At 62.9% G+C, this 22,480-nt stretch carries 19 protein-coding genes and 2 pseudogenes; 14 read left to right on the top strand and 7 right to left on the bottom strand.

The annotated features are described in order from the left end of the window. Positions 1-2 precede the first annotated feature (2 nt). Complete coding sequence (locus EPN59_RS10605) at positions 3-2,867, top strand: Hsp70 family protein (RefSeq protein WP_293046001.1); 2,865 nt, start codon at positions 3-5, stop codon at positions 2,865-2,867. Between the two features lie 92 nt (positions 2,868-2,959). On the opposite strand, the gene EPN59_RS10600 is transcribed toward EPN59_RS10605, so the two are convergent. Beyond that, positions 2,960-3,670: a GNAT family protein gene (locus EPN59_RS10600; RefSeq protein ID WP_293037904.1), complete on the bottom strand. Its 711-nt coding sequence runs from the start codon at positions 3,668-3,670 to the stop codon at positions 2,960-2,962. Positions 3,671-3,949: 279 nt separating this feature from the next. Here EPN59_RS10600 and EPN59_RS10595 point away from each other — a divergent pair, with 279 nt between their 5' ends. The 4 genes from EPN59_RS10595 (at position 3,950) to EPN59_RS10580 (ending at position 6,933) form a co-directional block, all read left to right on the top strand. Beyond that, the gene (locus EPN59_RS10595; RefSeq protein ID WP_293037907.1) at positions 3,950-4,417 is read left to right on the top strand and encodes an SET domain-containing protein-lysine N-methyltransferase; all 468 of its coding nucleotides are present in this window, start codon (positions 3,950-3,952) and stop codon (positions 4,415-4,417) included. Between the two features lie 174 nt (positions 4,418-4,591). Then, on the top strand, positions 4,592-5,728 hold the full coding sequence (gene alr, locus EPN59_RS10590; RefSeq protein WP_293045998.1) for an alanine racemase: 1,137 nt from the start codon (positions 4,592-4,594) through the stop codon (positions 5,726-5,728). A gap of 177 nt (positions 5,729-5,905) precedes the next feature. Next, on the top strand, positions 5,906-6,220 hold the full coding sequence (locus tag EPN59_RS10585) for an antibiotic biosynthesis monooxygenase (protein ID WP_293037676.1): 315 nt from the start codon (positions 5,906-5,908) through the stop codon (positions 6,218-6,220). Positions 6,221-6,675: 455 nt separating this feature from the next. Beyond that, entirely contained in the window at positions 6,676-6,933 is a 258-nt protein-coding gene (locus EPN59_RS10580; RefSeq protein WP_293037673.1) for a DUF4148 domain-containing protein, read from the top strand. Positions 6,934-7,180: 247 nt separating this feature from the next. On the opposite strand, the pseudogene EPN59_RS10575 reads toward EPN59_RS10580, so the two are convergent. After that, positions 7,181-7,720, bottom strand: a pseudogene (locus EPN59_RS10575) (dihydroxy-acid dehydratase); the annotation flags it as partial. 184 nt (positions 7,721-7,904) lie between these two features. Between EPN59_RS10575 and EPN59_RS10570 the strand changes: the two are divergent. The 4 genes from EPN59_RS10570 (at position 7,905) to EPN59_RS10555 (ending at position 11,650) form a co-directional block, all read left to right on the top strand. Next, a complete protein-coding gene (locus tag EPN59_RS10570; RefSeq protein ID WP_293037670.1) occupies positions 7,905-9,014 on the top strand; it encodes a sugar ABC transporter substrate-binding protein in 1,110 nt (369 codons plus the stop codon). Next, positions 9,014-10,024, top strand: a complete 1,011-nt coding sequence (locus EPN59_RS10565) for an ABC transporter permease (protein WP_293037682.1) — start codon at positions 9,014-9,016, stop codon at positions 10,022-10,024. Before EPN59_RS10570 ends, EPN59_RS10565 begins: the two co-directional genes overlap by 1 nt. Positions 10,025-10,107: 83 nt before the next feature. Next, on the top strand, positions 10,108-10,860 hold the full coding sequence (locus EPN59_RS10560; RefSeq protein ID WP_293037679.1) for an ATP-binding cassette domain-containing protein: 753 nt from the start codon (positions 10,108-10,110) through the stop codon (positions 10,858-10,860). Positions 10,861-10,906: 46 nt separating this feature from the next. Then, on the top strand, positions 10,907-11,650 hold the full coding sequence (locus EPN59_RS10555; protein ID WP_293037668.1) for a FadR/GntR family transcriptional regulator: 744 nt from the start codon (positions 10,907-10,909) through the stop codon (positions 11,648-11,650). Positions 11,651-11,691: 41 nt separating this feature from the next. Here the strand turns inward: EPN59_RS10555 and EPN59_RS10550 are convergent. Beyond that, positions 11,692-11,859: pseudogene (locus tag EPN59_RS10550) on the bottom strand (gfo/Idh/MocA family oxidoreductase); the annotation flags it as partial. A 482-nt stretch (positions 11,860-12,341) separates the two neighbouring features. Between EPN59_RS10550 and EPN59_RS10545 the strand changes: the two are divergent. Beyond that, positions 12,342-12,920 carry an acetate uptake transporter gene (locus EPN59_RS10545; RefSeq protein ID WP_293037665.1) on the top strand — a complete coding sequence of 193 codons (579 nt, stop codon included), beginning with the start codon at positions 12,342-12,344 and terminating at the stop codon, positions 12,918-12,920. An 86-nt stretch (positions 12,921-13,006) separates the two neighbouring features. After that, positions 13,007-14,947 (top strand): acetate--CoA ligase, encoded by a 1,941-nt coding sequence (gene acs / locus EPN59_RS10540; protein ID WP_293037662.1) that lies wholly within the window; start codon positions 13,007-13,009, stop codon positions 14,945-14,947. Between the two features lie 114 nt (positions 14,948-15,061). On the opposite strand, the gene EPN59_RS10535 is transcribed toward acs, so the two are convergent. Further along, entirely contained in the window at positions 15,062-16,075 is a 1,014-nt protein-coding gene (locus tag EPN59_RS10535; protein WP_293037659.1) for a Gfo/Idh/MocA family oxidoreductase, read from the bottom strand. Between the two features lie 157 nt (positions 16,076-16,232). On the opposite strand from EPN59_RS10535, the gene EPN59_RS10530 reads away from it, so the two are divergent. From EPN59_RS10530 to EPN59_RS10520, 3 genes are all read left to right on the top strand, one after another. Next, complete coding sequence (locus tag EPN59_RS10530) at positions 16,233-16,397, top strand: zinc ribbon domain-containing protein (protein WP_293037656.1); 165 nt, start codon at positions 16,233-16,235, stop codon at positions 16,395-16,397. A gap of 413 nt (positions 16,398-16,810) precedes the next feature. Continuing rightward, complete coding sequence (locus tag EPN59_RS10525) at positions 16,811-17,119, top strand: hypothetical protein (protein WP_293037653.1); 309 nt, start codon at positions 16,811-16,813, stop codon at positions 17,117-17,119. A gap of 350 nt (positions 17,120-17,469) precedes the next feature. Next, positions 17,470-17,646, top strand: coding sequence for a hypothetical protein (locus EPN59_RS10520; RefSeq protein ID WP_293037650.1), 177 nt, complete (start codon positions 17,470-17,472; stop codon positions 17,644-17,646). A gap of 821 nt (positions 17,647-18,467) precedes the next feature. Here the strand turns inward: EPN59_RS10520 and EPN59_RS10515 are convergent. The 3 genes from EPN59_RS10515 to EPN59_RS10505 all read right to left on the bottom strand — a co-directional run bounded on the left by EPN59_RS10515 (position 18,468) and on the right by EPN59_RS10505 (position 22,418). Continuing rightward, positions 18,468-19,208, bottom strand: a complete 741-nt coding sequence (locus tag EPN59_RS10515; protein ID WP_293037647.1) for a 3-ketoacyl-ACP reductase — start codon at positions 19,206-19,208, stop codon at positions 18,468-18,470. 956 nt (positions 19,209-20,164) lie between these two features. Further along, on the bottom strand, positions 20,165-20,419 hold the full coding sequence (locus EPN59_RS10510) for a hypothetical protein (RefSeq protein ID WP_293037644.1): 255 nt from the start codon (positions 20,417-20,419) through the stop codon (positions 20,165-20,167). A gap of 139 nt (positions 20,420-20,558) precedes the next feature. Next, on the bottom strand, positions 20,559-22,418 hold the full coding sequence (locus tag EPN59_RS10505) for an AI-2E family transporter (RefSeq protein ID WP_293046013.1): 1,860 nt from the start codon (positions 22,416-22,418) through the stop codon (positions 20,559-20,561). Between the last annotated feature and the right edge of the window lie 62 nt (positions 22,419-22,480).

Genomic DNA, 22,480 nt, shown 5'->3' with positions numbered 1-22,480 from the left:
CGATGAAGTCATACCTCGTCGGCATCGACCTCGGGACGAGCAACACCGTCGTAGCGTACGTCGAGGCAAACAGCAAGGCGAACGGCAAGGCGGACGGCGGGCAGATCCGCGTCTTCGACGTCGATCAGCTCGTGGGGCCGGGCGAAGTGCACGCGCGGCCGCTGTTGCCGTCCGCGCGCTATCACCCCGCGCCGGGTGAACTGGCGGCAGACGATCTGCGCCTGCCGTGGAGCGGCGCCGCCACGACCGATAGCGCCGATGCCACGGAAGCGCCGCAGGCCGTGATCGGCCAGTTCGCGCGCACGCTCGGCGCGCAGGTGCCGGGGCGGCTCGTGAGCAGCGCGAAAAGCTGGCTTTCGCACGCGTCGGTCGACCGTCTCGCGCCGATCCTGCCGTGGGGCGCGCCCGACGACGCGCGCAAGGTCTCGCCCGTCGCCGCCAGCGCCAGCTACCTCGCGCACGTGCGCGCCGCGTGGAACCGGCGTTTCCCGCATGCGCCGCTCGAAGAGCAGGATGTGGTCCTCACCGTGCCCGCCTCGTTCGACGACGGTGCGCGCGCGCTGACGCTCGAAGCCGCGCGGCTCGCCGGGCTGCCCGCGCTGCGCCTGCTCGAAGAACCGCAGGCCGCGTTCTACGACTGGCTGTTCCACCATCGCGCGACGCTCGACGCCGAACTCGCCGGCACGCGCCTCGTGCTCGTCTGCGACGTGGGCGGCGGCACGACCGACCTCACGCTCATCAAGGTGCAGGTGGAGGACGGCAAGCCGCAGTTGACGCGCATCGGCGTGGGCAACCATCTGATGCTCGGCGGCGACAACATGGATCTCGCGCTCGCGCATCTTGTCGAGGCGCATCTTGCCGCCGCGCAGCCGGGCGAGACGCGGCTGTCGGCGGCAAGCCTGTCGCAGCTGGTCGAACGATGCCGCGCCGCGAAGGAACAATTGCTGGACGCAGCAGCGCCCGCCAGCGTTCCGGTCACGCTGCTCGGCGCGGGCGCGCGGCTCGTGGGCGGCGCGCGCACGACGCACCTGCGCCGCGAGGAAGTCGAGCAGGTGGTCGTCGACGGCTTCTTTCCGCAGACCGATGCGCGCGAATTGCCGCGCCGCTCGCGTGCGGCGCTGGTCGAATTCGGCTTGCCCTATGCCGCCGATCCGGCGATCACGCGGCACATCGCGGCGTTTCTGGACCGCTTCGCGGCGCCGTCGCGCGAAGCGTTGGGCGAAGCATCGGGACAAGCGCAGAGCGACGCGTCGGGCGCTGCACAAGCGCAGTCCGTGCCGGTGCCGGATACGCTGCTCCTGAACGGCGGCGTCTTTCGCGCGCAGGCGCTTTCCGCGCGCCTCGCCGACACGCTCGGCAACTGGCGCGGGCAACCGCTGCACATCCTGCAAAACGACCAGCCGGACGTTGCCGTGGCGCGCGGCGCGGTCGCCTATGCGCTGGCCCGCTCGGGCGAGGCCCCGCGCATTGGCGGCGGCTCGCCGCGCAGCTACTTCCTCGTGCTGGACGACGTACGCGAGACGCCGCGCGGCGTCTGCCTGCTGCCGCGCGGCACGCAGGAAGCGCACGAAATCCATCTCGCCGACCGCGTGTTCGCCCTGCGGCTCGGGCACCCCGTGCAGTTCCATCTGGTCTCCACCGTCGCCGATACGGCATGGCAGCCGGGCGAGCTTGCCGATCTGTCGAGCGGCGACTTCGTGCGCCTGCCGCCGCTCGCGACCGTCGTGCAGCGCGCAGGCGCAAATGCGCCGGGCGAGCGCGCAGTCAGGCTCACGACATCGCTTACGGAACTCGGCACGCTGGAAGTGCATTGCATCGCCACCGACGATCCTTCGCAACGATGGCTGCTGGAATTCCAGCTTCGGCGTAGCGAGCACGGCGGCGAGACTGGCGACAAAGCGGAAACGGCGCAGCGTCATCCGCTGCTCGACGAAGCCATCGGACTCATCGACCGGGTATTCGGGCCGCGCTCGGCGAGCGTCGATCCGAAGGAAGTGAAACGGCTGCGCGCGCAACTCGAACAACGCCTCGGGCCGCGCGAGGGCTGGGACAGCGCGCTGCTGCGCGAACTGTTCGGTGCGCTCTGGGAACGCGCGGGCCGGCGCAGGCGTTCTGCCGATCATGAACGGCTCTGGCTGAATCTCGCGGGCTACTGCGTGCGGCCCGGCTTCGGCTATCCGCTCGACGCGTGGCGCGTCGAGCAGCTATGGACGCTCTTCGACGACGGCATTCAGCACGTCAACGATAGCCAGGTGTGGTCGGAGTGGTGGACGCTGTGGCGGCGCGCGGCGGGCGGGCTCGCCGAAACGGCGCAGCAGCAGGCGCTCGAAGCGATGGACTGGCTCGAAGCGGCGGCGCGCGCCAGGCGCCACAAACTGCCGTTCGATCCGGCGAAGCTGAGCCAGGCCGACATGGTCCGCCTGTACGCCTCGCTCGAACACATTGCGGTCGAGCGCAAGATCGAGATTGGCGAGGGCCTGCTCGCGCGGCTTCAGCAGCCGTCCGCGAACCCGCAAAGCTGGTGGGCAGTCGGCCGGATCGGTGCGCGCCAGCCGTTCTACGGCAGCGCCCACGGTGTCGTGCCGCCCGACGTGGCGGCGCGCTGGCTCGACGTCATCCTCGCGGTGAACTGGCGCAAGGTCGAGCCGGCGATGTTCGCCGCCGTGCAGATCGCCAGCATGACCGGCGACCGCTCGCGGGATCTGCCGCAGGCGATGCGCGACGCCGTCGTCCGGCGGCTCGAATCGGCGAACGCGCCGCCTGCGTGGATCGCGATGGTCCGCGAGGTTGTGTCGCTCGACGATGCCGATACGGGGCGCATGTTCGGCGAGTCGCTCCCGGCGGGGCTGAAGCTGATCGGCGGGTAAGAGCGGGTAAGCGCGCATAACGGCGGACGACGGCGGGCGACGGGTGGCGACCAGGGCGCGCGCAGCACGCTGTGCGTCATGTGCGTGGTACGTCACGCGCCCCGGAGCGTGGCGAGCGACACGCGCTGCCGCCCCTGCTCATCGAAGTTTTCCGGCGCCAGCCACGCCGCGAACGCACGCTTGAGCGGCGCCCATTCCGTATCGATGATCGAGAACCACGCCGTGTCGCGCGTGCGCCCCTTGACGATCACGGCCTGGCGGAAAACCCCCTCGAAGCGAAAGCCCAGACGCTCCGCCGCCTTGCGCGAAGGTGCGTTGAGGCTGTCGCATTTCCACTCGTAGCGGCGATAACCGAGCGTATCGAAGGCGTAGGCCATGAGCAGGTACTGCGCCTCGGTGGAAAGCGGCGTCTGCTGAAGCTGCGGCGAGAACGTCACACTGCCGACTTCGATCACGCCGTTGGCCGGGTCCTGCCGCATCAGCGCCAGCGTGCCGACCGCACGGCCCGTCTTGAGATCGATCACCGCATAGTGCTTCGGGTCCGTGCTGCGCGCCGCGCGTTCCGCGTAGCGGCGGTAATCCTCGCTGGTATCGAACGGGCCAGCAGAAAGATAGGTCCAGCTCCGCTGATCCGGCGCGGCGCGAAAGGCGCGATCCAGCTCGTCCGCGTGGCGCGCCGCGTCGAGCGGCTCGAGGCGGCACCAGGCGCCGGTCAGGGTGACATCGGCGGGCCGCTCGCGCGGTGTCCAGCCGGCAACCGGTTCGCCAATGGGTTGCCCGAATTCGTTGAGGCGCTGTGTCAAAGTCTGCTCCGGCGAGGGTGGTGAGTGGCGCGATCGGCTTACGTCTCGTAAGCCGGCCATGCATGAATCAAGCGTAAATCGCGCGTCAAAGCAATGACGCCTAACGCGCGATTTTTTACAGCAATCGTTAGCATCGCTAAGATGCCGCATCGCGTTCGATGAATGGCCGATTGTACGTGCCCAGATTCAATCGTCCAACAAAAGCGGCGTCACGCGACATTCACACCGCGCGAATATTGGACGCCTATACTGCGCGCCATCCAAACGAGCGCGATCATCATGAGACGAGTTTCAGTGCGACACTCCCCCGTGCATGGCCGGGGCGTCTTTGCCCTGTGCGCGCTGCGCGCGGGCGAGCGGATCTTCGAATACCGGGGCAAGGTGACCACCTGGCGCGAGGCGGCGCGCCACTGGCAATCGCGCGCCGACTGCGCGCATACGTTTCTGTTCGGACTGTCCAACGGCCGCGTGATCGATGGCGGACGCGGCGGCAATGGCGCGCGCTGGCTCAATCACGCGTGCGCGGCAAATTGCGAAACGATTGAAATCGGCAATCGCGTATTCATCGACGCGATCTGCGATATCCGTGCGGGCGAGGAACTGTTCATCGATTACGCGCTGGAACTCGAAAGCGACGCGAGCGATGAAACGCGCCTGATGTACGCGTGCCGATGCGGCACACCGGGCTGCCGCGGCACGATGCTGGGCGGCGGCAGTCCGGTGCGCACGGTGCTCGTGCCGCGCTGAGACGATTTCTCGTCCGCACGCATCATGGCAGTTTATTCGTCCAAAAATTCGTTCAAATACATTAAACATAACTACACAAATATCAATATGATTGCACAATCCACTAGCCCAAGCTAAGTGCGCTGCCCGCGAAACGGGCGGCGCAGGCCAAACATCTCCGAATTACGAACCATCATGCCGCGTCCCATCACCGCCCGTATTCATCCCGAAGCCGTCCGCCACAACCTCGGACTCATCAAGCAGATGACGCCGACGTCCCGCGTCTGGACCGTCGTCAAGGCCAACGCCTACGGTCACGGCATCGAGCGCATTTACCCCGCGCTCGCACAGGCGGACGGCATCGCCCTGCTCGATCTCGACGAAGCGGTGCGCGTGCGCGAGCTCGGCTGGACGAAGCCGATCTTGCTGCTCGAAGGCATCTTCGAGCCGGTCGACGTCGAACTCGCCGACAGCCATCGCCTCACCGTCGCCATCCACTGCAACGAGCAGCTGCAACTGCTCGCAGCGGCCAGGCCGCGCCAGCCCATCGACATCATGCTGAAGATGAACTCCGGCATGAACCGACTGGGCTTTCGTCCGCAGGTGTTCCGCGACGCGTGGGAGCGCGCATCGGCGCTGCCGTCGGTCGGCTCGGTCGGGCTCATGAACCACTTCGCCACGGCCGATGACGGCGCCATCGACTGGCAGCTCGATGAATTCGATGCCGCCACCCAGGGCATGCCCGGCGAGCAGTCGCTCTCGAACTCGGCGGGCGTGCTCTGGCATCCCCGCGCGCATCGCGACTGGGTGCGGCCCGGCACGATCCTCTACGGCGCGTCGCCCACGGGCGTCGCGCGCGATGTTGCGGGCTTTGGACTGCACGCGGCGATGACGCTCACGAGCCGCATCATCGGCGTGCAGACCGTCGCACCGCAAGAAACCATCGGTTACGGGCGCACGTTCCGGGCCGACCAGCCGATGCGAATCGGCGTGGTCGCCTGCGGCTACGCCGACGGCTATCCGCGCCATGCGCCGAGCGGCACGCCGATTGCCGTCGATGGCGTGCGCACGCGCATCGTCGGGCGCGTTTCCATGGACATGCTGACCGTCGATCTCACGCCGTGCCCGCAGGCGGCCATTGGCTCGACCGTCGAACTCTGGGGCGATCAGGTGAAGGTGGACGAAGTGGCCGAGGCGTCGGGCACGATCGGCTATGAACTCATGTGCGCGCTTGCACGCCGCGTGCCGGTCGAGGTAAGCGGCGCGACCGGGGCGACCGGCGTGGCCGCCGCAGCCGTTCACGCACCGCAGACGGCGTGCGCGGCGGACTGAGTGCACATGCGGCGTCGCGCTTCGGCGGCGCGCATTGGCGGCGACGGTCGGCAAGATGATCGGCGCGATGGCTTGAGCCAGGCACGGCGCGCCTATAATCGAAGTCCGTTCGGCGCGAGCGCGCGCGGCGCATCGAGCCGACATTGAACCGACATCGAAACAGAAGAGGACCACGGCATGTATATCGCCATGAATCGTTTCAAGGTTGCGCCGGATGAGCAAGCCGCCTTCGAGGACGTGTGGCTCAACCGGGACACGCATCTCAAGGACGTGCCCGGTTTCATCGAATTTCATCTGCTCAAAGGTCCGCAGCGCGACGACTACGTGCTTTATGCGAGCCATACCGTGTGGGCGAACCGCACGGCGTTCGAGGACTGGACCCGCTCGGACGCATTTCGCGCGGCGCATCGTAACGCCGGTAGCACGAGCCGCCCGCTGTATCGCGGTCATCCGGAGTTCGAAGGCTTCGAAGTCGTCCAGACCGTGAAGTGACGCGTCGCGTCTGGGCCGTCTGGGCCGTCTGGGCCGCCTGTGCCGCCTGTGCCTGTGCAACGGCCCATCGCCGCAATCCCTGACGCAAGCCCGGACTCTCCTCGCAGGCCGCACCGGCTACGGCCGGTGTGCGCCTCGCCCTCGCCCAGACGCGCAAGCCGGTCATCCTGGCCGGCTTAATCATCATACGAAAACATCGAAACCCGGCTTCTGTGCCCGTAGCGCCCGCATGGGCGAGCCGCATGGGCCGGAGGTTCCGCCTCACCGGCCGTATTGCTGCGGATCGCGTCAGATTCGATGGTCAGTAGCCCTGTTCAGCCCGGATTGTTTACGCCTGGAGAACAGTGAATTCGTATTTTAGGTATTTACCCTAATCCTACAGACTCCTACACTTGCCTCAGTGCTGCATACACCTTTTCGGCAGCCGAAAAAGACAAATCCTGGAGGTAATAGTCATGAAATCGCTCGTTCAAGCTGTTGTTATCGCCGCTACGCTTGCCGCTCCGGTTGCTGTTTTCGCCCAGTCGAACCAGCCGATGACCCGCGCGCAAGTGCGTGCGGAACTGGTCCAGATCGAAAAGGCCGGCTACAACCCGTCGCGGGCGAACCCGTATGACTATCCGGCCAACATTCAGGCTGCCGAAGCCCGCGTCGCTGCTGAAAACGCTGCAGTCGGCGGCGTGGCGAACGGTTCGTCGCAGCAAGGCCAGTAAGCTATTGAGCTGATGAATCGCCGTTGCGCTTCAAAGCACCCTGACGTGGGTATTCCGGTGGTTTCCGCCCGGCGCCCGCGCCCCGAAATGGCCCGCAGACAGTGCGGGCCATTTTCGTTTTGTTCACCTTCACATCGCCCTTAAAAACGGGCCTGCGCGCAATGCCACGCCGCCGACACTGACTGCGTCCTCCTGATTCGGTTCGCGTCGATACGAGCCGCAGCCCGCTTCAATGGGAATGCCGCGGCACGGCGGGCAGGCCGCCCGCGTAATAAAACTCTTCCATCAGAAACCGGCCCGAGGGCTGCAGATCGACGATGGTCGGCGTGCCGCGCCCAATGCGGGTCCAGTCGTCGAGTTCGAGCGGCACGCCAACGCGCCCCGCAATCGCCTTCAGGTGAATGGCCGCGTTCGTGCGGATCGCGTTCTCGAACGCCTCGCGTGTGAGCAGCTTCGAGAGGCGCAGATCCTCGAGCGCCATCTGCACGATGCGCATGCCCGAAAGTTGCGCGAGCACATAACGGCGCGCATCGACGGCGGGAATCGCCGCGTTGTGGGGCAGCGTCACGCCGAGCGCCTCGGCCATGCAGGCCATGGTCGAAGCGGTGCCCATGGTGTTACAGGTGCCCGCCGAACGCGACATGCCCGCTTCCGCCGACATGAATTCGTGAATCGAAATGCGCCCTGCTTTCACCTGCTCGCTCAACTGCCAGACCACGGTGCCCGAGCCGATGTCGCGCCCTTCGTGCTTGCCGTTGAGCATCGGCCCGCCGCACCTGACAATAGTCCGACTTATTACGGGTATACGTGCATTAGGCCCCGTGAAAACGCTGCATTACCATCTTCGACGTACCGTTCGGCACGGTCTCCACATACTTCAATCCGCTGCGTCCTTCGGGTCGCTGGCGCGCCGCCCGGTGCCGTCGTGAATGTGCATGCACTTTGATCCACGAAAACAACAGGAGGAAGACATGGCGCAAGAACGGGAAGACGGGCAAGACCAGCAGGAGCAGGTAAAAGCAGGCCGACGCGGCCTGTTGCAGGGCGCGGGACTCGGCGCGGCGCTTTCGCTGCTCGGTACCCTAGGCGCGGGATCGGGCGGACTGATTTCGACGGCACAGGCTGCCGAAGCGCCATTCCCCGCGCACAAGAAGTGGAAGGTCGTATTCGTGAACCACGTCACGACGAATCCGTTCTTCGTGCCCACGCAGTACGGCATTCAGGACGCGTGCGGGCTGCTCGGCATGGATTATCAGTGGACCGGATCGGCCACCTCGGACGCGGGCGAAATGGTGCGCGCGGTGAACGCCGCGATTGCCGCGAAGGCCGACGCGATTGCGGTCCCCATCGTCGACCCCACTGCGTTCGACAAGCCGATCCAGGCGGCGCTCGACGCAGGCATTCCGGTATTCGCCTACAACGCCGATGCACCGCGCGGCAAGAGCAACCCGCGTCTCTCGTATATCGGCCAGGACCTGTATCTCTCGGGCTATCAGATGGGCGAGCGCATCGTGAGCCTCATCGACAGCGGCCTTGTCGGCCTCTTCATCGCGACGCCGGGCCAGTTGAACATCCAGCCGCGTCTTGACGGCGCATCCGACGCCATCAAGAAGTCGGGCAAGAAGATCGACATCCAGACCGTCGCAACGGGCGCGACCGTCAACGAGGAACTCTCGAAGATCAAGGCGTTTTACCTCGGCCACCAGGACCTGAAGGGCATGTTCGCGGTCGACGCGGGCAGCACGCAGGGCGTCGCGGAGGTGATGAAGGAACAGAACCTGCCTGCGAAGGGCGTGCACGGCGGCGGCTTCGATCTGCTGCCGACCACCGTCCAGCTCATCCACGAAGGCTTCCTCGACTTCACCATCGACCAGCAGCCGTACGTGCAGGGCTTCTATACGGTGATGCAGGCGTTCGTGACGCTTGCATCGGGTGGTCTCGTGGGACCGGCGAACGTCAACACGGGCCTGAAATTCGTGACGAAGAACACGGTCGAGCCGTACCTCAACACGTCGACGCGCTATGAAGGCAAGAGCACCAAGGCGCAGATCCTGCAAATGAGAGGCCCGATCAAATCGTGATGGGTACTGTGGACGAACCCCGCAAAGTCGAAGTCCCGGCGCGGCCCGCGCGGCCGCGCGGGCTCCTGCTCGCAAACTGGTCAGCGGAGCTGCGCATTCTGCTGGTCGCGGTGCTGCTCGCCGCGTACTTCGAGTTCGCCAATCATGATTTCCTTCTGACGAATGCGAGTCTGGTCAATCTCTCGCAATTCGTCGCGCCGGTCGCGATCATCGCATTCGGCGAAATCATGTTGATGATCGGCGGCGATATCGATCTTTCGTCGGGCATGGTGTTCGCGTTCGCGCCGTTCATGATGGTGTTCGCGAACGATGCGGGCGCACCCATGTGGCTCGCGCTGATCGCAGGACTCGCCGCGGCGGCGCTCGTCGGCTTCGTGAACGGCGCAGTCACCGTGTGGCTGCGTCTGCCCTCGTTCGTGACGACGCTCGGCACGCTCTTTCTGATCAACGGGATCACGCTCACGGTCTCGCGCGGCACGCCGGTCGAAGCGCCCGGGTCGACGACCTTCGCGAACGTCATGGGCGCGTGGGGCTACAGCGAAATACTCTGGACCTTCGGGCTCGCGATCACCATGCATATCCTGCTGCGCCACACGCGCTGGGGGCTGCATACGCAGGCGGCGGGCGCGAATCCACTCGGCGCGAGCGAGGCGGGGATTCACGTGAACCGGCTGCGGCTCGGCAACTTCATCATCGCCGCGATGCTCGCGGGCCTCACCGGCATTCTCGAAGGCTTTCGCATCACGTCCATCGATCCGCAGGCCGGCGGCAACCAGATCACCTTTCTCGCCATCGCCGCCGCCGTGATCGGCGGCACGCCGCTCACGGGCGGCTCGGGCACGATCATCGGCGGTCTGATCGGCGCGGCGGTGCTCGGCATTCTCAACGACGGCTTCACGCTCATCGGCATCAACGCGTTCACGTTCAACATCATTCTCGGCGCCGCCATTCTCGCCGCGATGGTCTTCAATATTCACGTCGGACGCATCCGGCGCAAAGGGAGCCGCTAATGGTCGAGCCGGTCGAGCGGCAACCCGACGCCGCCGCGTCTTCTAACGCATATGCAAACGTGGCGGAAAGCGCTGCGCTTGCGATGCGCGGCGACCAGCTCGTCAAACGCTTCGGCGCGGTGACGGCGCTCGACGGCGTGTCGTTTACGCTCGGCAAAGGCGAGATTCTCGGCATCCTCGGCGATAACGGTGCGGGCAAGTCCACGCTCGTGAAAATCCTGACCGGGTTTCATCAGCAGACGAGCGGCACGCTCTACGTGAATGGCCAGGAAATGCTGCTGCGCTCCGTCGATCACGCGCGCGCGCTCGGCATCGAGTGCGTGTATCAGGATCTCGCGCTCGCGAATTCGCTCAGCATCTATCACAACATGTTCCTGAACCGCGAAATCGTGCGGCGCGGCCCGTTCCGTCTGCTCGATCATGCGCGCATGCGCGAACTCGCCGCGCAGTGTCTCGACGATATCGGCGTGCATGTGCCTTCGGTCGATCTGCCCGTGGAGCGGCTTTCGGGCGGCCAGCGCCAGGCCATCGCAGTCGCGCGCGCCGTCCATTCCGATGCGAAGATCCTGCTGCTCGACGAACCGCTCGCCGCCATGGGCGCGCGCGAGGCCGCACTCATCATCGATCTCGTGTTGCGCCTCAAGGAAAAAGGCGGGCTCTCGATTATTATGATCATGCACAACTATGCGCAGACACTCGACATCGCCGACCGCATCATGCTCATGCAGCGCGGCCGCGTGACGTTCGAGCAGCACAGCGCACAAACGTCGGTGCCGGAACTGATGGACATCGTGCGGCGGGAGTACCGCGCGATGCGCTCCAACGGCGCGCACTGACCACACACGAGGGGGCAACCGGCGAGGCTGTACCAGCCGGGAAAAAATGAATTATCGCAATCTGCAGAATCGCAAAAGCATGCACGGCCGCATCGTGCAGGAACTGGGCATGCAAATCGTCAGTGGCCGGTTCGCGCCGGGCCAGCGCCTGCCGCCCGAGCCCACGCTTTGCGAAGCGTACGGCGTGAGCCGTCCGGTGTTGCGCGAGGCGACGCGCGTGCTCGTGGCCAAAGGCCTCGTCGTGTCCAAGCCGCGCGTGGGCAGCGTGGTGCGGCCGCGCGAAGACTGGCACATGCTCGATCCGGACGTGCTCTACTGGACCGTCAACAGCATTCCAGAAGGCGCGTTTTTCCAGTCGCTCATGACGGTGCGCCAGATCATCGAACCGGCCGCCGCCGCACTCGCCGCCATCTCGGGCAGCGAGGAAGACCTGGCGCGTATCCGCACCGCTTACGCACGTATGGAGCGCGCGCGCACCGCCGCCGAACTGCTCGAACCCGATCTGGAATTTCACCGCGCGATCATGGCGGCCACGCATAACGACATGCTCGCGTATATCGGCAACATGCTCTCGCTCGCGCTTTCGGAATCGATCAAGCTCACGAGCCGGCACCCGAATACGCATGCCCTTTCGCTGCCGCGCCACAAGGCGATTCTCACGGCAATCGAGCATCACGACGCGCTGGCCGCACGTCAGGCGAGCGTCGTGCAGCTCGACAACGCGCGCGCCGACGCCAACACGATCCTCGGCGGCGCGGCGCTCGAACCGGAGCGGCCGGTTGGTGGTTGATCGGTGGTTGAGCGGCGATTGATTGTTGGTTGATCAACCACTTATCGAACACCGAAGGGTTCGGCTTCGACGTGACGGCCGAGCAGGAACGCATCGGCCACGAGACGCAGCGGGCGCACATCGACGTCTTCCCCGCCGTGCGCAATCAGCTAGTGAAAGCGTTCGTAAAGCGCCGGATATTCGCGCTCGGGCACAAGCGCGACGGGCTCTCTTCTCGAATCGCACCACGCGTGCCAAGGCATTCTCGTCATTGACAAGAAGTGAGCCGATTTTCCGCATTAGCGCGGGCCGGTTATCACGCTACGCGCTACAAACCACGCATTTCAATTCCATCAGGATTACGTCATATCTTCGCCTCCCGCTCCGGTAAGCGATAACGCTGCAAATGCGCAATTCAGGTTTGATATTCCCGGCCAATTCACTCGTGAAACGAAATATCACGCCATGATGCGCGACCTATAATAAGCATGAGCCATTCCGCTTTTACGGCGGATATCAGTGCGCGGCCCGAATCAAACTTCAGACGATCGCGTGCCGCCTCCGGCACGCGTTTTGCGCACTGTGCAACGGTGAAGTAAATGCCGTGTCGTCCACGGCATGTGGTCGAGCACATCGGCGACGGGCCGCCCGTCATGCCGCCGCCGATCGCCCGGCAGTTGGCAACTGGAAACAATGACCATGGAGGCAAATCATGGGTGGCAATCTTTCCAACCCGGCGCCCCTCGGACTCGCCGGGTTTGCATTCACAACCTGGATGCTCAGCATGGTCAACGCCGGCTGGTTCAACGCCGACGCGATGGGGCTCGTGCTGGCGCTCGCATTCGCGTTCGGCGGTACGGCGCAAATGATCGCGGGCATACTCGAATTTCCGCGCGGCAATACGCTCGGGACCGTGGCATTCCTCAGTTATGGCGCGTTCTGGTGGTCTTTCGCCCTGTTCGTCGCATTCCTCGGCACGAAGGTGCCGGCAGCGTTCGTCGGCTGGTATCTACTGGTATGGGGCGTTTTCACGTTCTACATGTGGATCGGCTCGATGCACACCAGCACGTCCGTGCAACTCGTGTTCCTCGCACTCTGGATCACCTATCTGCTCCTCGCCGTCGGCGTATGGACCGGGTCCGCGCTCGCAACGCATCTCGGCGGCTATACGGGCCTGATTACCGCCATGCTGGCGTTCTACGCGTCCGCGGCAATGGTGATCAATGAGAGCTTCGGGCGCACGGTGCTGCCCACGCACCCCTACGCAGAACCACACCCACAAGCCGCGTAGCGGGCCAATACCGGGACGGCGGCGTGCCGCTTTGAATGGGCACGCCGCCGCCCGCGTGACAGCGCGACATCCTCAAGGAGGAAACCATGTCTGAACATCAGACCTTTCCTGTGCCCGCAGACCGGGCCACGCGTGCCTGGGCCGATGCGGCCCGTTATGAAGAGATGTACCGCCGTTCGACGGAAGATCCGGAAGGATTTTGGGGCGAGCACGGCAAACGTCTCGACTGGATCCGCCCATACACGCATGTGAAAGACGTTTCCTTTGCGAGCCAGGATCTGCGCATCCGGTGGTTCTACGACGGCACGCTCAACGCCAGCAGCAATTGCCTCGACCGCCATCTCCAGACGCGCGGCGATCAGCCCGCGATTATCTGGGAAGGCGATGATCCTGCCGTCAGCCGCATCCTCAGCTACCGCGAACTGCATACCGAAGTCTGCAAGTTCTCCAATGTGCTGAAATCACTCGACGTCAAGCGCGGCGACCGCGTCACCATCTACATGCCGATGATCCCCGAGACCGCCGTCGCGATGCTCGCGTGCGCACGCATCGGCGCAATTCACTCTGTCGTGTTCGGTGGGTTCTCGCCCGAGGCGCTCGCAAATCGCCTTCAGGATTGTGCTTCCAACATACTCATCACCGCCGACGAGGGCGTGCGAGGCGGCCGCACGATAGCGATGAAAGAAAGCGCCGACGCGGCGATGGAAAAATGCCCCGCAGTCGGAACATGCGTGGTGGTCAAGCGAACGGGAGGCAAGGTCGGCTGGCGCGAAGGCCGCGATCATTGGTATGAGGAACTGATGAGCCAGAGTTCCGCCGACTGCCCGCCTGAAGAAATGAATGCGGAGGATCCGCTCTATATCCTCTACACCTCCGGATCGACCGGCAAACCCAAAGGCGTCGTGCACACCACAGGCGGCTATCTCACGTACGTCACGCTCACGCATCAGTACGTTTTCGACTATCACGACGGCGATGTTTACTGGTGCACGGCGGACGTCGGCTGGGTGACGGGCCACAGCTATATCGTCTATGGTCCGCTCGCCAACGGCGCCACCACGATCATGTTCGAAGGCGTGCCGAATTACCCGGACAGCTCGCGTTTCTGGCAGATCTGCGACAAGCATCGCGTGCAGATCATCTACACCGCGCCCACGGCAATTCGCGCCCTGATGCGCGACGGCGACGGGCCGGTCAAGAAGACGTCGCGCCAATCGCTGCGTCTGCTCGGCACCGTTGGCGAACCGATCAATCCGGCGGCATGGCTTTGGTATTACGAAATCGTCGGTGAAAAGCGGTGTCCCGTGATCGACACCTGGTGGCAAACGGAAACCGGCGGCATTCTTATCACGCCGCTGCCGGGCGCCACGACGCTCAAACCCGGTGCGGCCACCCGGCCGTTCTTCGGCGTGCAGCCCGCTATCGTCGGCGAAAAGGGGGAAATCATCGAAGGCGAAGGGACAGGCAGTCTGTGCATGCTCGATTCGTGGCCTGGACAGATGCGCTACGTGTACGGCGACCCCGATCGCATGCGGATGCAGTATTTCAGCCAGTTCGAAGGCAAATACTACACAGGGGATGGTTGCTATCGCGATGCAGACGGCGACTACTGGATCACCGGGCGGATCGATGATGTCGTGAACGTCTCGGGCCACCGGCTCGGCACCGCCGAAGTGGAAAGCGCGCTGGTCACGCACCCCGACGTCGCGGAAGCGGCTGTGGTCGGCTATCCGCATTCGCTCAAGGGCCAGGGCATTTACGCCTATGTGACTCTCAAGGTCGGCATCGTGCCGACGGAGGCATTGCAGAAAGAGTTAGTAGCGCTCGTACGCCGGGAAATCGGCCCAATCGCGAGCCCCGACTTCATTCAGTGGGCACCGGTTCTGCCAAAAACGCGCTCAGGCAAGATCATGCGCCGCATCCTGCGCAAGATCGCCGATGGCGATTACAGCAATCTGGGCGATGTTTCCACGCTGGCCGATCCGCGTGTCGTGAGCGAGTTGATCGATCATCGGATCGCCCATTAAAACAGCGAAAAGCGGCTAGGCCACGAGGATGGGGTAGTCGCAGCCGCGCAGGCACCGGCGTGCGCGCATTCAGCGGTATCGCACCGAATGCGCGTGCGGGTGCTCGCGGTTACCTCACCTTTCCGGAATGCTCACCCAGCCACCCAATTGCGCCGATTGGAAAACAGCGTCGATCACCCGCATATTCGCGCACGCGTCGTCCAGCGGAATGGCCTGTGGACCACCGCTCAATATCGCTTGTGCAAACACCGCGGCTGCCACGCCGTATTGATCGCATGCCGGCAGTTCCACCCACCGATCGTCGATCGCTCTCGCGCTTGTGCGTTCACTCACGAGAAGGCGCGTCGGCTGGTCGTTGGGCGCGTTGAACGGAATTTCAACTTCGATCCGCCCTGCCGTGCCGTGAAACTGCATGCGCTGGTAGGGGTGAATCTGGGTCGAATAGAAGAAACTCGCCTGTACGCCGTCGAAGTCCATCATCACGGAGCCCAGCCGATCCACCTCGAACGCCGGGTCGCGTTCCATCAAGGCGACTACCCGCCGTGGCTCGCGCCCAATGACGAAACGCGAAGTCGTAATCGGATAACAGCCGATATCCAGCAGGCCACCGCCGCCCAGTTCGCTCTGGTTGCGAATATCGTGCGGGTTGGTATTGCTATAGGTGAAACCGCCGGTTATCGCCCGTAATTCGCCAATGGCCCCTTCGTCGATCAACGCGCGCACCTTGAGCCATTGCGGATGCGTGCGGACCATGAATGCTTCCTGTATGTATCGTCCGCTCCTGTCGCGTGCGGCGACCAGTTGCGCGGCCTGCTCGGCATTCAGCCCAATCGGTTTTTCACACAGTACGTGCTTGCCCGCGTCGACGGATTTGATCGCCCATTCCACGTGAATGTGGTTGGGCAACGGGATATACACGGCATCGATTTCCGGATCGGCCAACAGGGCTTCGTAGCTGTCGTACGCCACCGGCAACCCGTATTTCGCGGCGGCTTCTCGAGCCTTCTGCGGATCTCGCGATGCAATGCCCTTTACCCGGCATTGGGGCGCGCTGTTCATGGGCACGACGACCTTGTCGTTGATCTTTCCCGTACCCAGGATACCCCAGACAATCACATCCTTTGGCATGTCTTCCCTCTTGAAAGCGGTATGTGTCCGGTGGGCACGATGCGTGCACCCTTGCCGACCACAGCGGGCGTTACATTCAACCTGGCGACTTCATTGAGTTCCCGGCACCATGAGCCATACTAATACGCAGATGCATAGTCGATACCGGAGGATTGCCATGCCGACCTACCAATACCGCTGCGAAAAATGTGGTGAAACGTTCGAGAGCGTCGAGCATCTTGCGGAACATCAATCGGCTCACCCGCGCTGCCCCAAATGCGGAAGCGAGAAGGTTCAACACGTGCCTACAACATTCATTCCACAGACATCAAGAAAGAGCTGATTCAGCCCGTTGGGTCTTCGAGCGCCGCGCGCCGAGCGCGACGCGGTCGTTTGACGTGGCAGAGCAGTGGCGCGTGCAGATCCGTTTAATTCGGATCTCACCCCCGTTATCGCGTTGGACCGGATTCGTGCAAGTTTGCCAACGTGCGACCGTAGGCGCGGTCTTCTATCGGCCGTTTTCCAAATCTTGAAATGAACGCGCCATCAAACAATCCGTGCGTGCAGCGTGAACACTATTAGTTATTCTGATATTTCAAGTTCTACTGACAGAAACTGGCGCTCAGGTGCAATCCGGCGCGAATGGTATCGCCGCCGTTCCACGATCCAAGTGGAACATTCCGCGCCGGATCGCGCACGCATCATACACCACGTGCATTCTGGCTAAATCCGGTCAGAGGTGGGGTGAGGATTGGTGTGGACGCGAACGGCAAAGTTCGCCGCCCCGCGTTCTCCATCACTTCTCCATTGCGTGGTGAACGATCTAAAAAAATCGTAACCGGCAACAATTTGCGCAAAGCATTCAGGCATATGACGGCGATTGAAATTGTTCCTGAAGCCCAGTGGATTTCACGGTTCACACGCGCAACCGCGATGCAGTTCCTTATTACCCGCTTTGTCAATCATCACAACGGCGTACACCCTATGGGCGCGCGTACACCACTACACTTGAACTTGAACCGTATCGATATCGGAACATCACGAAAATCAATCAGTGAAGTTTAAATCAGTAAGGGTTATCGAGCATGCAAACGTTTGATAGCCGGCAACAGAAAACACTCGAATAGCGGCACGTCTTGCACGAAGCGCGGTACGGCAGTGTCTCTCAATCCGATTAGCCTGTTGCAGGGAGGCATGCGCCATATGACACGGCTCAAAACAGAAAGAGAAAAACTGTTTTTTCAAACATCCTGATGTCGCCGGACATAATGGCCGATTACTGTAGAGGCACACATCCCTCACTGAACACGTTGAAAATTCTCGTAACAAATCAAGGTGCTCATTGGCGGGTCGCTCGTATCGATGGATTGACGGGAAATATCTTTGACTGTGCACACGAAGACGGAGACAACGGTATGCGAACACCTACCGGACTGATGCACCTCGGCACGCTATTCAAAATTCTTGGCTGTGTCTGGCTGTTGGTGGCAGGCTCGGCGGCGTTCTTTGGGTCCGGCGGCCTGTTATTCGGTACGGCCGCAATTGCATTCTGGGCAGTCGGCTGGGCCATGCAAGGAATCGACAAGCCATAAGCGCACGGCACGCAAGACCGGTAGCGCGCCTGACAACACTGAAACGTCGATCGTGGGCCGCGGTGAAAGTTGCGCGGCGCAACATTGTTCGTGCAACTATCCGGCAGTTTCAATCGCTCCACGCAATCGCCGCCGAATCGCTGCCGAATCGCTATCTGGCGATTCGAAGCTCGACCGGAAAGCACTGCCTCAATCTGATTCAATCCCTCGCAACACATGAATCCTGGCTTCGGCCGCGCGCGTGCACGCAGACACCACGTGCACACGCAGTCAGGACGAATTCATCAGGTCGATTCCGTTCGAGCGATCCAGCCCGTATAAGTCAGCCACACGCCTATCGCGAACGGCGCCGCGAAGATGAGGCGGATCGACAACATCGACGTGACCGCATTGACTGCCGCGACACGAATGGCTACCTCATTGCCGGATACGTCGGCCCCATGATAGGGCGCTTTTCATTCCAGCCGCCGGGCCAGATTGCACGACCGTGCGCGTGATGCGGTGGCGCGGCTTGTCTGCATGAGTATCGAAAAAAACGTGATTCTCCGCGCTCAATTTTGCGTTGCATCTGCCGTTAAAGCAGCCATGGAACGAGACAACGGGGAAATGAAGTGCCCCCGCGCCCTGATCCATACCCTGTCTTATGTCACTGCAGTCCGGTTTTACACGCAAAGCCAACCTTGGGCGCCGGAACCCCTGTTTCCGGCGCGTTTTCTTTTTGCCCGGTGCCTCGCCGCGCGAGCGCATCATGAAAAATGCGGGAGCAGGCTGCCGCCCACTCCCGCACTGAAACAATGCTACGGCACGCACGCGGCGTGCACTTAGCTCATGTGCAAGCCGCCGTTCAACGAGAAGTCGGCACCCGTCGAAAAACCCGACTCATCCGACGCAAGCCACGCGCAGATCGATGCAATTTCGTGCGGCTCGCCGAGCCGACGCACCGGAATGCTCGCAACAATCTTCTCCATCACCTCGGGCTTCACTGCGCGCACCATATCCGTGCCGATATAACCCGGCGAAACCGTGTTGACGGTCACGCCCTTCGTCGCCACTTCCTGCGCGAGGGCCATCGTGAAGCCGTGAATGCCGGCTTTCGCCGTCGAATAGTTGGTTTGACCGAACTGGCCTTTTTGCCCGTTCACCGACGAAATATTGATGATGCGGCCCCAGCCGCGCTCGACCATGCCGTCGATGACCTGCTTGGTGACGTTGAAAAGGCTCGTGAGATTCGTATCGATGACGGCGGTCCAGTCTTCGTGCGTCATCTTGCGAAACACGACGTCGCGCGTGATGCCCGCGTTGTTCACCAGCACGTCGATTTCGCCCACGTCCTTCTTCACCTTCGCGAAAGCCGTAGCCGTCGATTCCCAGTCGGCCACATTACCTTCGGATGCGATGAATTCATAACCCGCGGCTTTCTGGTCTTCGAGCCACTTCACGCGACGCTGCGAATTCGGTCCACAGCCTGCGACCACCGTAAAGCCGTCCTTGTGCAACCGCTGACAAATTGCAGTTCCAATGCCACCCATACCGCCGGTCACATAAGCAACACGCTTCGCCATATGTCCTCCTTTCATTCTAGGGTTATAAGCAAGCTGACAAAAACCATGGAGGATGAACCAGTTTGACGACCGGCCGCGCGCCATACGATGGGCATTAACCCGTACGTGCAAACGCGCGGCATCAAAACGGACGTGAAGCGCGCCGGTGTCTCATGCCGGCGGCGCGCTGGCTACAACCTCTTACTGAAATCCACCGCTGTCGACTATCGCGCCGTGCAAACGCACTGCGTTGCGATAGTTGTGGCCCTTGCGGGCATCACGTGATCAGGGTCGGCAAAAAAACCGTGCGGCAGATCAGAATAGATCCTGCCGCTCTGCAAGAAGTGAGTGCAATCCTGTGCAAACGAGGCGTCTGCGACAATGAAGCGCGCCGCGTACGGGAAATAATGCGTAGATGTGGGGCTTCGGAGCAATAACGGCCGCCGTATAAACGCGCCGATCGCAAAGCCGGGCGCCGCCCAGACGCGCAGCTTTCGAAACGACATAATCCTCAGAAATGCGAATCAAAATACGGGCTCCGTATAAGGAACGCTTCCGCACAAAAGTACCGTCGCTCGACTCACCACGCCCACGTGGGCGTCGTGGACGCTTGAGCTTACCCGGGTGACGTGACGTTTGTACGACAGACGTTGTCATGCACAATGCATGTGTGCGCCATGCGATGTATCGAACAAGCAGTAAAACACATCGTTACCAAACACGTCCATACGGTTTGGCTAAATTTCAGGATAAATTTCTGGTGAATAGAAACAGCGTGAACGATTCGCTTTTTGTATGAAGTAATTCATACGGCTCGCGAATCGTGAATGTCGGCGCGTCGCGCAAAGCGAAAATACAAATGCAAATGGCTGCACTCGTGCAGCCATGCGCGCGCATTCAGCATGTCATCCCACTCTGCCTGCGGTATCGAATGAATGCGCGAGTGAATACGTGCGGAAAATCAGGCGGGAAAGAATTTAGACGGACGCGATGCAGCGGCCGAAGCCGATGGCATCACGCGCCCTCGGCAAAGCGGGATCCAGACCCCCGACCGCTTCCAGCAACTGACGGCCGGTTTTAGTCAGCGAAAGCCTCTGTCGACCTTCGGTGCGCGACTCCAGCGCGAGCAGCCGCCGCTCGAGCAGCGTGTCGAGTTCAGTGCGATTCATATCGATCTGGTCCGGCGAATGGCGGACCAGCATCAGCGTGGCAATTTCGTGCGGACTCAGCAACGTATCGTCTTCCGGTAGCTATCATGCCGCGCCAATGGGCACGGAGCCTCGCATATTCGCGGTTTACCGTGACATCTTCATGAATGTCACAAACACCGCCAAAGTGGCGTTCGGCGTGCCACGTCATCCTGGCGAGGGATCACGTCACGCGTGCACCCGCGCACTCGTCGATCAAATCCCTCAACGTGGCCGCCATCCGCGCATTCGGATCGTCGGACGTGAGGGGCATTTCCTCGCCGCGCGATCCGCACACACCCACAACGATCACCGCTTGCGCCGTCCGCTCGCGCAGCCGTCGCACGAGATTGCGCAAATACGGCGGCGATTCGGGCGCATCGAGCGACACCACGCAGATCACAGCGGTGTGCTGCGCATCCACCATCGCAGCGCGCGTGGCGCGCACCTGCTCATAGCTCGTCGTCGCACAGGCAATACCGCGCCGCACGAGCAGTTGCGCGACGATAGCGGCGACCACTTCGTCGAAAGCGCCGCGTCCCGGCACGCACAGCACCGCGCCCGGGTCGGAAGCGGTTGTCCCTGCAACGGTGGCGGCGCCGTCGCCACTGCTTTCGTCACCCGTAACATGCCGCGAATCGTCGACGGATTCGAGGTCCTCCACGATATCCCGCAGCGCCTGATTGATACGCGCGACCTGTTCGCTGGGCAGCACGCCGCGCAGCGCATCGTTGCGCGCAAAGCGCAGGCCTTCGAACACCACCTGCTCGTAGTAGTCGATGAGCGGCATGCCCGCGAGCAGCCGGTCGGCCTGCAGCAACGCTTCGCGCGGATCGTCGGCAAGCAGCCGCTGATAGCACATCTGCGCGGGCGTGAGTGCGGGCTGGTCGCCAAGCAGGATGGTCAGGAAGTTGAGCCGGTCGACATAGCGCCCAAGCGTGACGATGCACAGCGTGAGCGGCGTCGACAACACAAGCCCGACCGGCCCCCAGAGCCAGGTCCAGAAGATCGCCGCCACGACGACCGCGAGCGGCGAAAGACCCGAGCGGCGTCCGTAGAGCATCGGCTCCGCGAATTGCCCGGCCACCACATCGACGACGATAAAGAGAATCAGCGTCGAAACCGCCATCGTCCACTGCGGCTGAATGGCGGCAGCGAGCACCGTCGCGAGCGCCGCGGCAATCCAGATGCCGATGTACGGCACGAAGCGCAGCAACGCGGCCACCGCGCCGAACAGCAGCGCGCCCGGCACGCCGACGATGGCGAGCCCGATCGAGATGATCGCGCCCACCGCGACATTCACGCCCAGTTGCGCGACGAAGTAGCGCGAGAGGCGCTCGGATGCATCGTTAATGGCCGTCGTGGTGCGATGCAGATCTTCGGAACCGAATACGCTGATGAGCCGGTCGCGAAGATCTTCGCGCTGCAGCAGGATGAAGATCGTCACCACGAGCACGATAAAGCCCGTTTCGAGCGGCGCGATGACCGGCGCGAATGCCCGTCGCGCAAGTTGCATCGGCGTGGGTGCGGGCGGGTGGACCTCGACCGGCATCGGCACGCCAGGCGCATTGCGCGCCGCGTGCCCGTGCGGCGGCGGAGGTGCGGGCGGCGGCGCGGGCGTCACGCGCTGCAGTGCGGTGGCCGCACGGCTCATCAGCAGATCGGCGCGGCCCACGGTCTTTTCCTGCACCGTCTCCACCTTCTGCTCGATCGCCTCCTGATATTGCGGCAGATCGGCTGCAAGCTGAACGATCTGCGCCGTGATCAGCGTGCCAATGCCCGCCAGCGCGAGCACCGTGGCAAGCGCGGCAAGGAAGATCGACAGAAACGAGCCCAGATGCAGGCGGCGCAGCATCGTCACGAGCGGCGCGAGCAGGAAGCTCAGCAGCACGGAAAGCGTGATCGGGATCAGCACAGCGCGCCCGAAGTACAGCCCGCACACGACAACCACGCCGGTAATCACGGCGGCGAGGCTATGCAGCGTCGGCGGGGTCGGCGGAAAGACACGATTGCGCCTGCCCTGCGGCGGCATCGGGAAATTCATGTCGTAGCGCGGGGGTTTCATGAGTCAGTCGGGCGCGCGGCGCACGAAGCACACAAGCCGTG

It is taken from the genome of Paraburkholderia sp., from assembly GCF_004298475.1.
Lineage (GTDB): Bacteria > Pseudomonadota > Gammaproteobacteria > Burkholderiales > Burkholderiaceae > Paraburkholderia > Paraburkholderia denitrificans.
Note: the sequence above shows the minus strand (reverse complement) of the source record. Positions and strands in the feature narration are given on the sequence as shown.

Coding starts and splice junctions, on each gene's coding strand:
- EPN59_RS10605 (WP_293046001.1), top strand. CDS start 3: ATGAAGTCATACCTCGTCGGCATCGACCTCGGGACGAGCAACACCGTC.
- EPN59_RS10595 (WP_293037907.1), top strand. CDS start 3,950: ATGAGACGAGTTTCAGTGCGACACTCCCCCGTGCATGGCCGGGGCGTC.
- alr (WP_293045998.1), top strand. CDS start 4,592: ATGCCGCGTCCCATCACCGCCCGTATTCATCCCGAAGCCGTCCGCCAC.
- EPN59_RS10585 (WP_293037676.1), top strand. CDS start 5,906: ATGTATATCGCCATGAATCGTTTCAAGGTTGCGCCGGATGAGCAAGCC.
- EPN59_RS10580 (WP_293037673.1), top strand. CDS start 6,676: ATGAAATCGCTCGTTCAAGCTGTTGTTATCGCCGCTACGCTTGCCGCT.
- EPN59_RS10570 (WP_293037670.1), top strand. CDS start 7,905: ATGGCGCAAGAACGGGAAGACGGGCAAGACCAGCAGGAGCAGGTAAAA.
- EPN59_RS10565 (WP_293037682.1), top strand. CDS start 9,014: ATGGGTACTGTGGACGAACCCCGCAAAGTCGAAGTCCCGGCGCGGCCC.
- EPN59_RS10560 (WP_293037679.1), top strand. CDS start 10,108: ATGCGCGGCGACCAGCTCGTCAAACGCTTCGGCGCGGTGACGGCGCTC.
- EPN59_RS10555 (WP_293037668.1), top strand. CDS start 10,907: ATGAATTATCGCAATCTGCAGAATCGCAAAAGCATGCACGGCCGCATC.
- EPN59_RS10545 (WP_293037665.1), top strand. CDS start 12,342: ATGGGTGGCAATCTTTCCAACCCGGCGCCCCTCGGACTCGCCGGGTTT.
- acs (WP_293037662.1), top strand. CDS start 13,007: ATGTCTGAACATCAGACCTTTCCTGTGCCCGCAGACCGGGCCACGCGT.
- EPN59_RS10535 (WP_293037659.1), bottom strand. CDS start 16,075: ATGCCAAAGGATGTGATTGTCTGGGGTATCCTGGGTACGGGAAAGATC.
- EPN59_RS10530 (WP_293037656.1), top strand. CDS start 16,233: ATGCCGACCTACCAATACCGCTGCGAAAAATGTGGTGAAACGTTCGAG.
- EPN59_RS10520 (WP_293037650.1), top strand. CDS start 17,470: ATGCGAACACCTACCGGACTGATGCACCTCGGCACGCTATTCAAAATT.
- EPN59_RS10515 (WP_293037647.1), bottom strand. CDS start 19,208: ATGGCGAAGCGTGTTGCTTATGTGACCGGCGGTATGGGTGGCATTGGA.
- EPN59_RS10505 (WP_293046013.1), bottom strand. CDS start 22,418: ATGAATTTCCCGATGCCGCCGCAGGGCAGGCGCAATCGTGTCTTTCCG.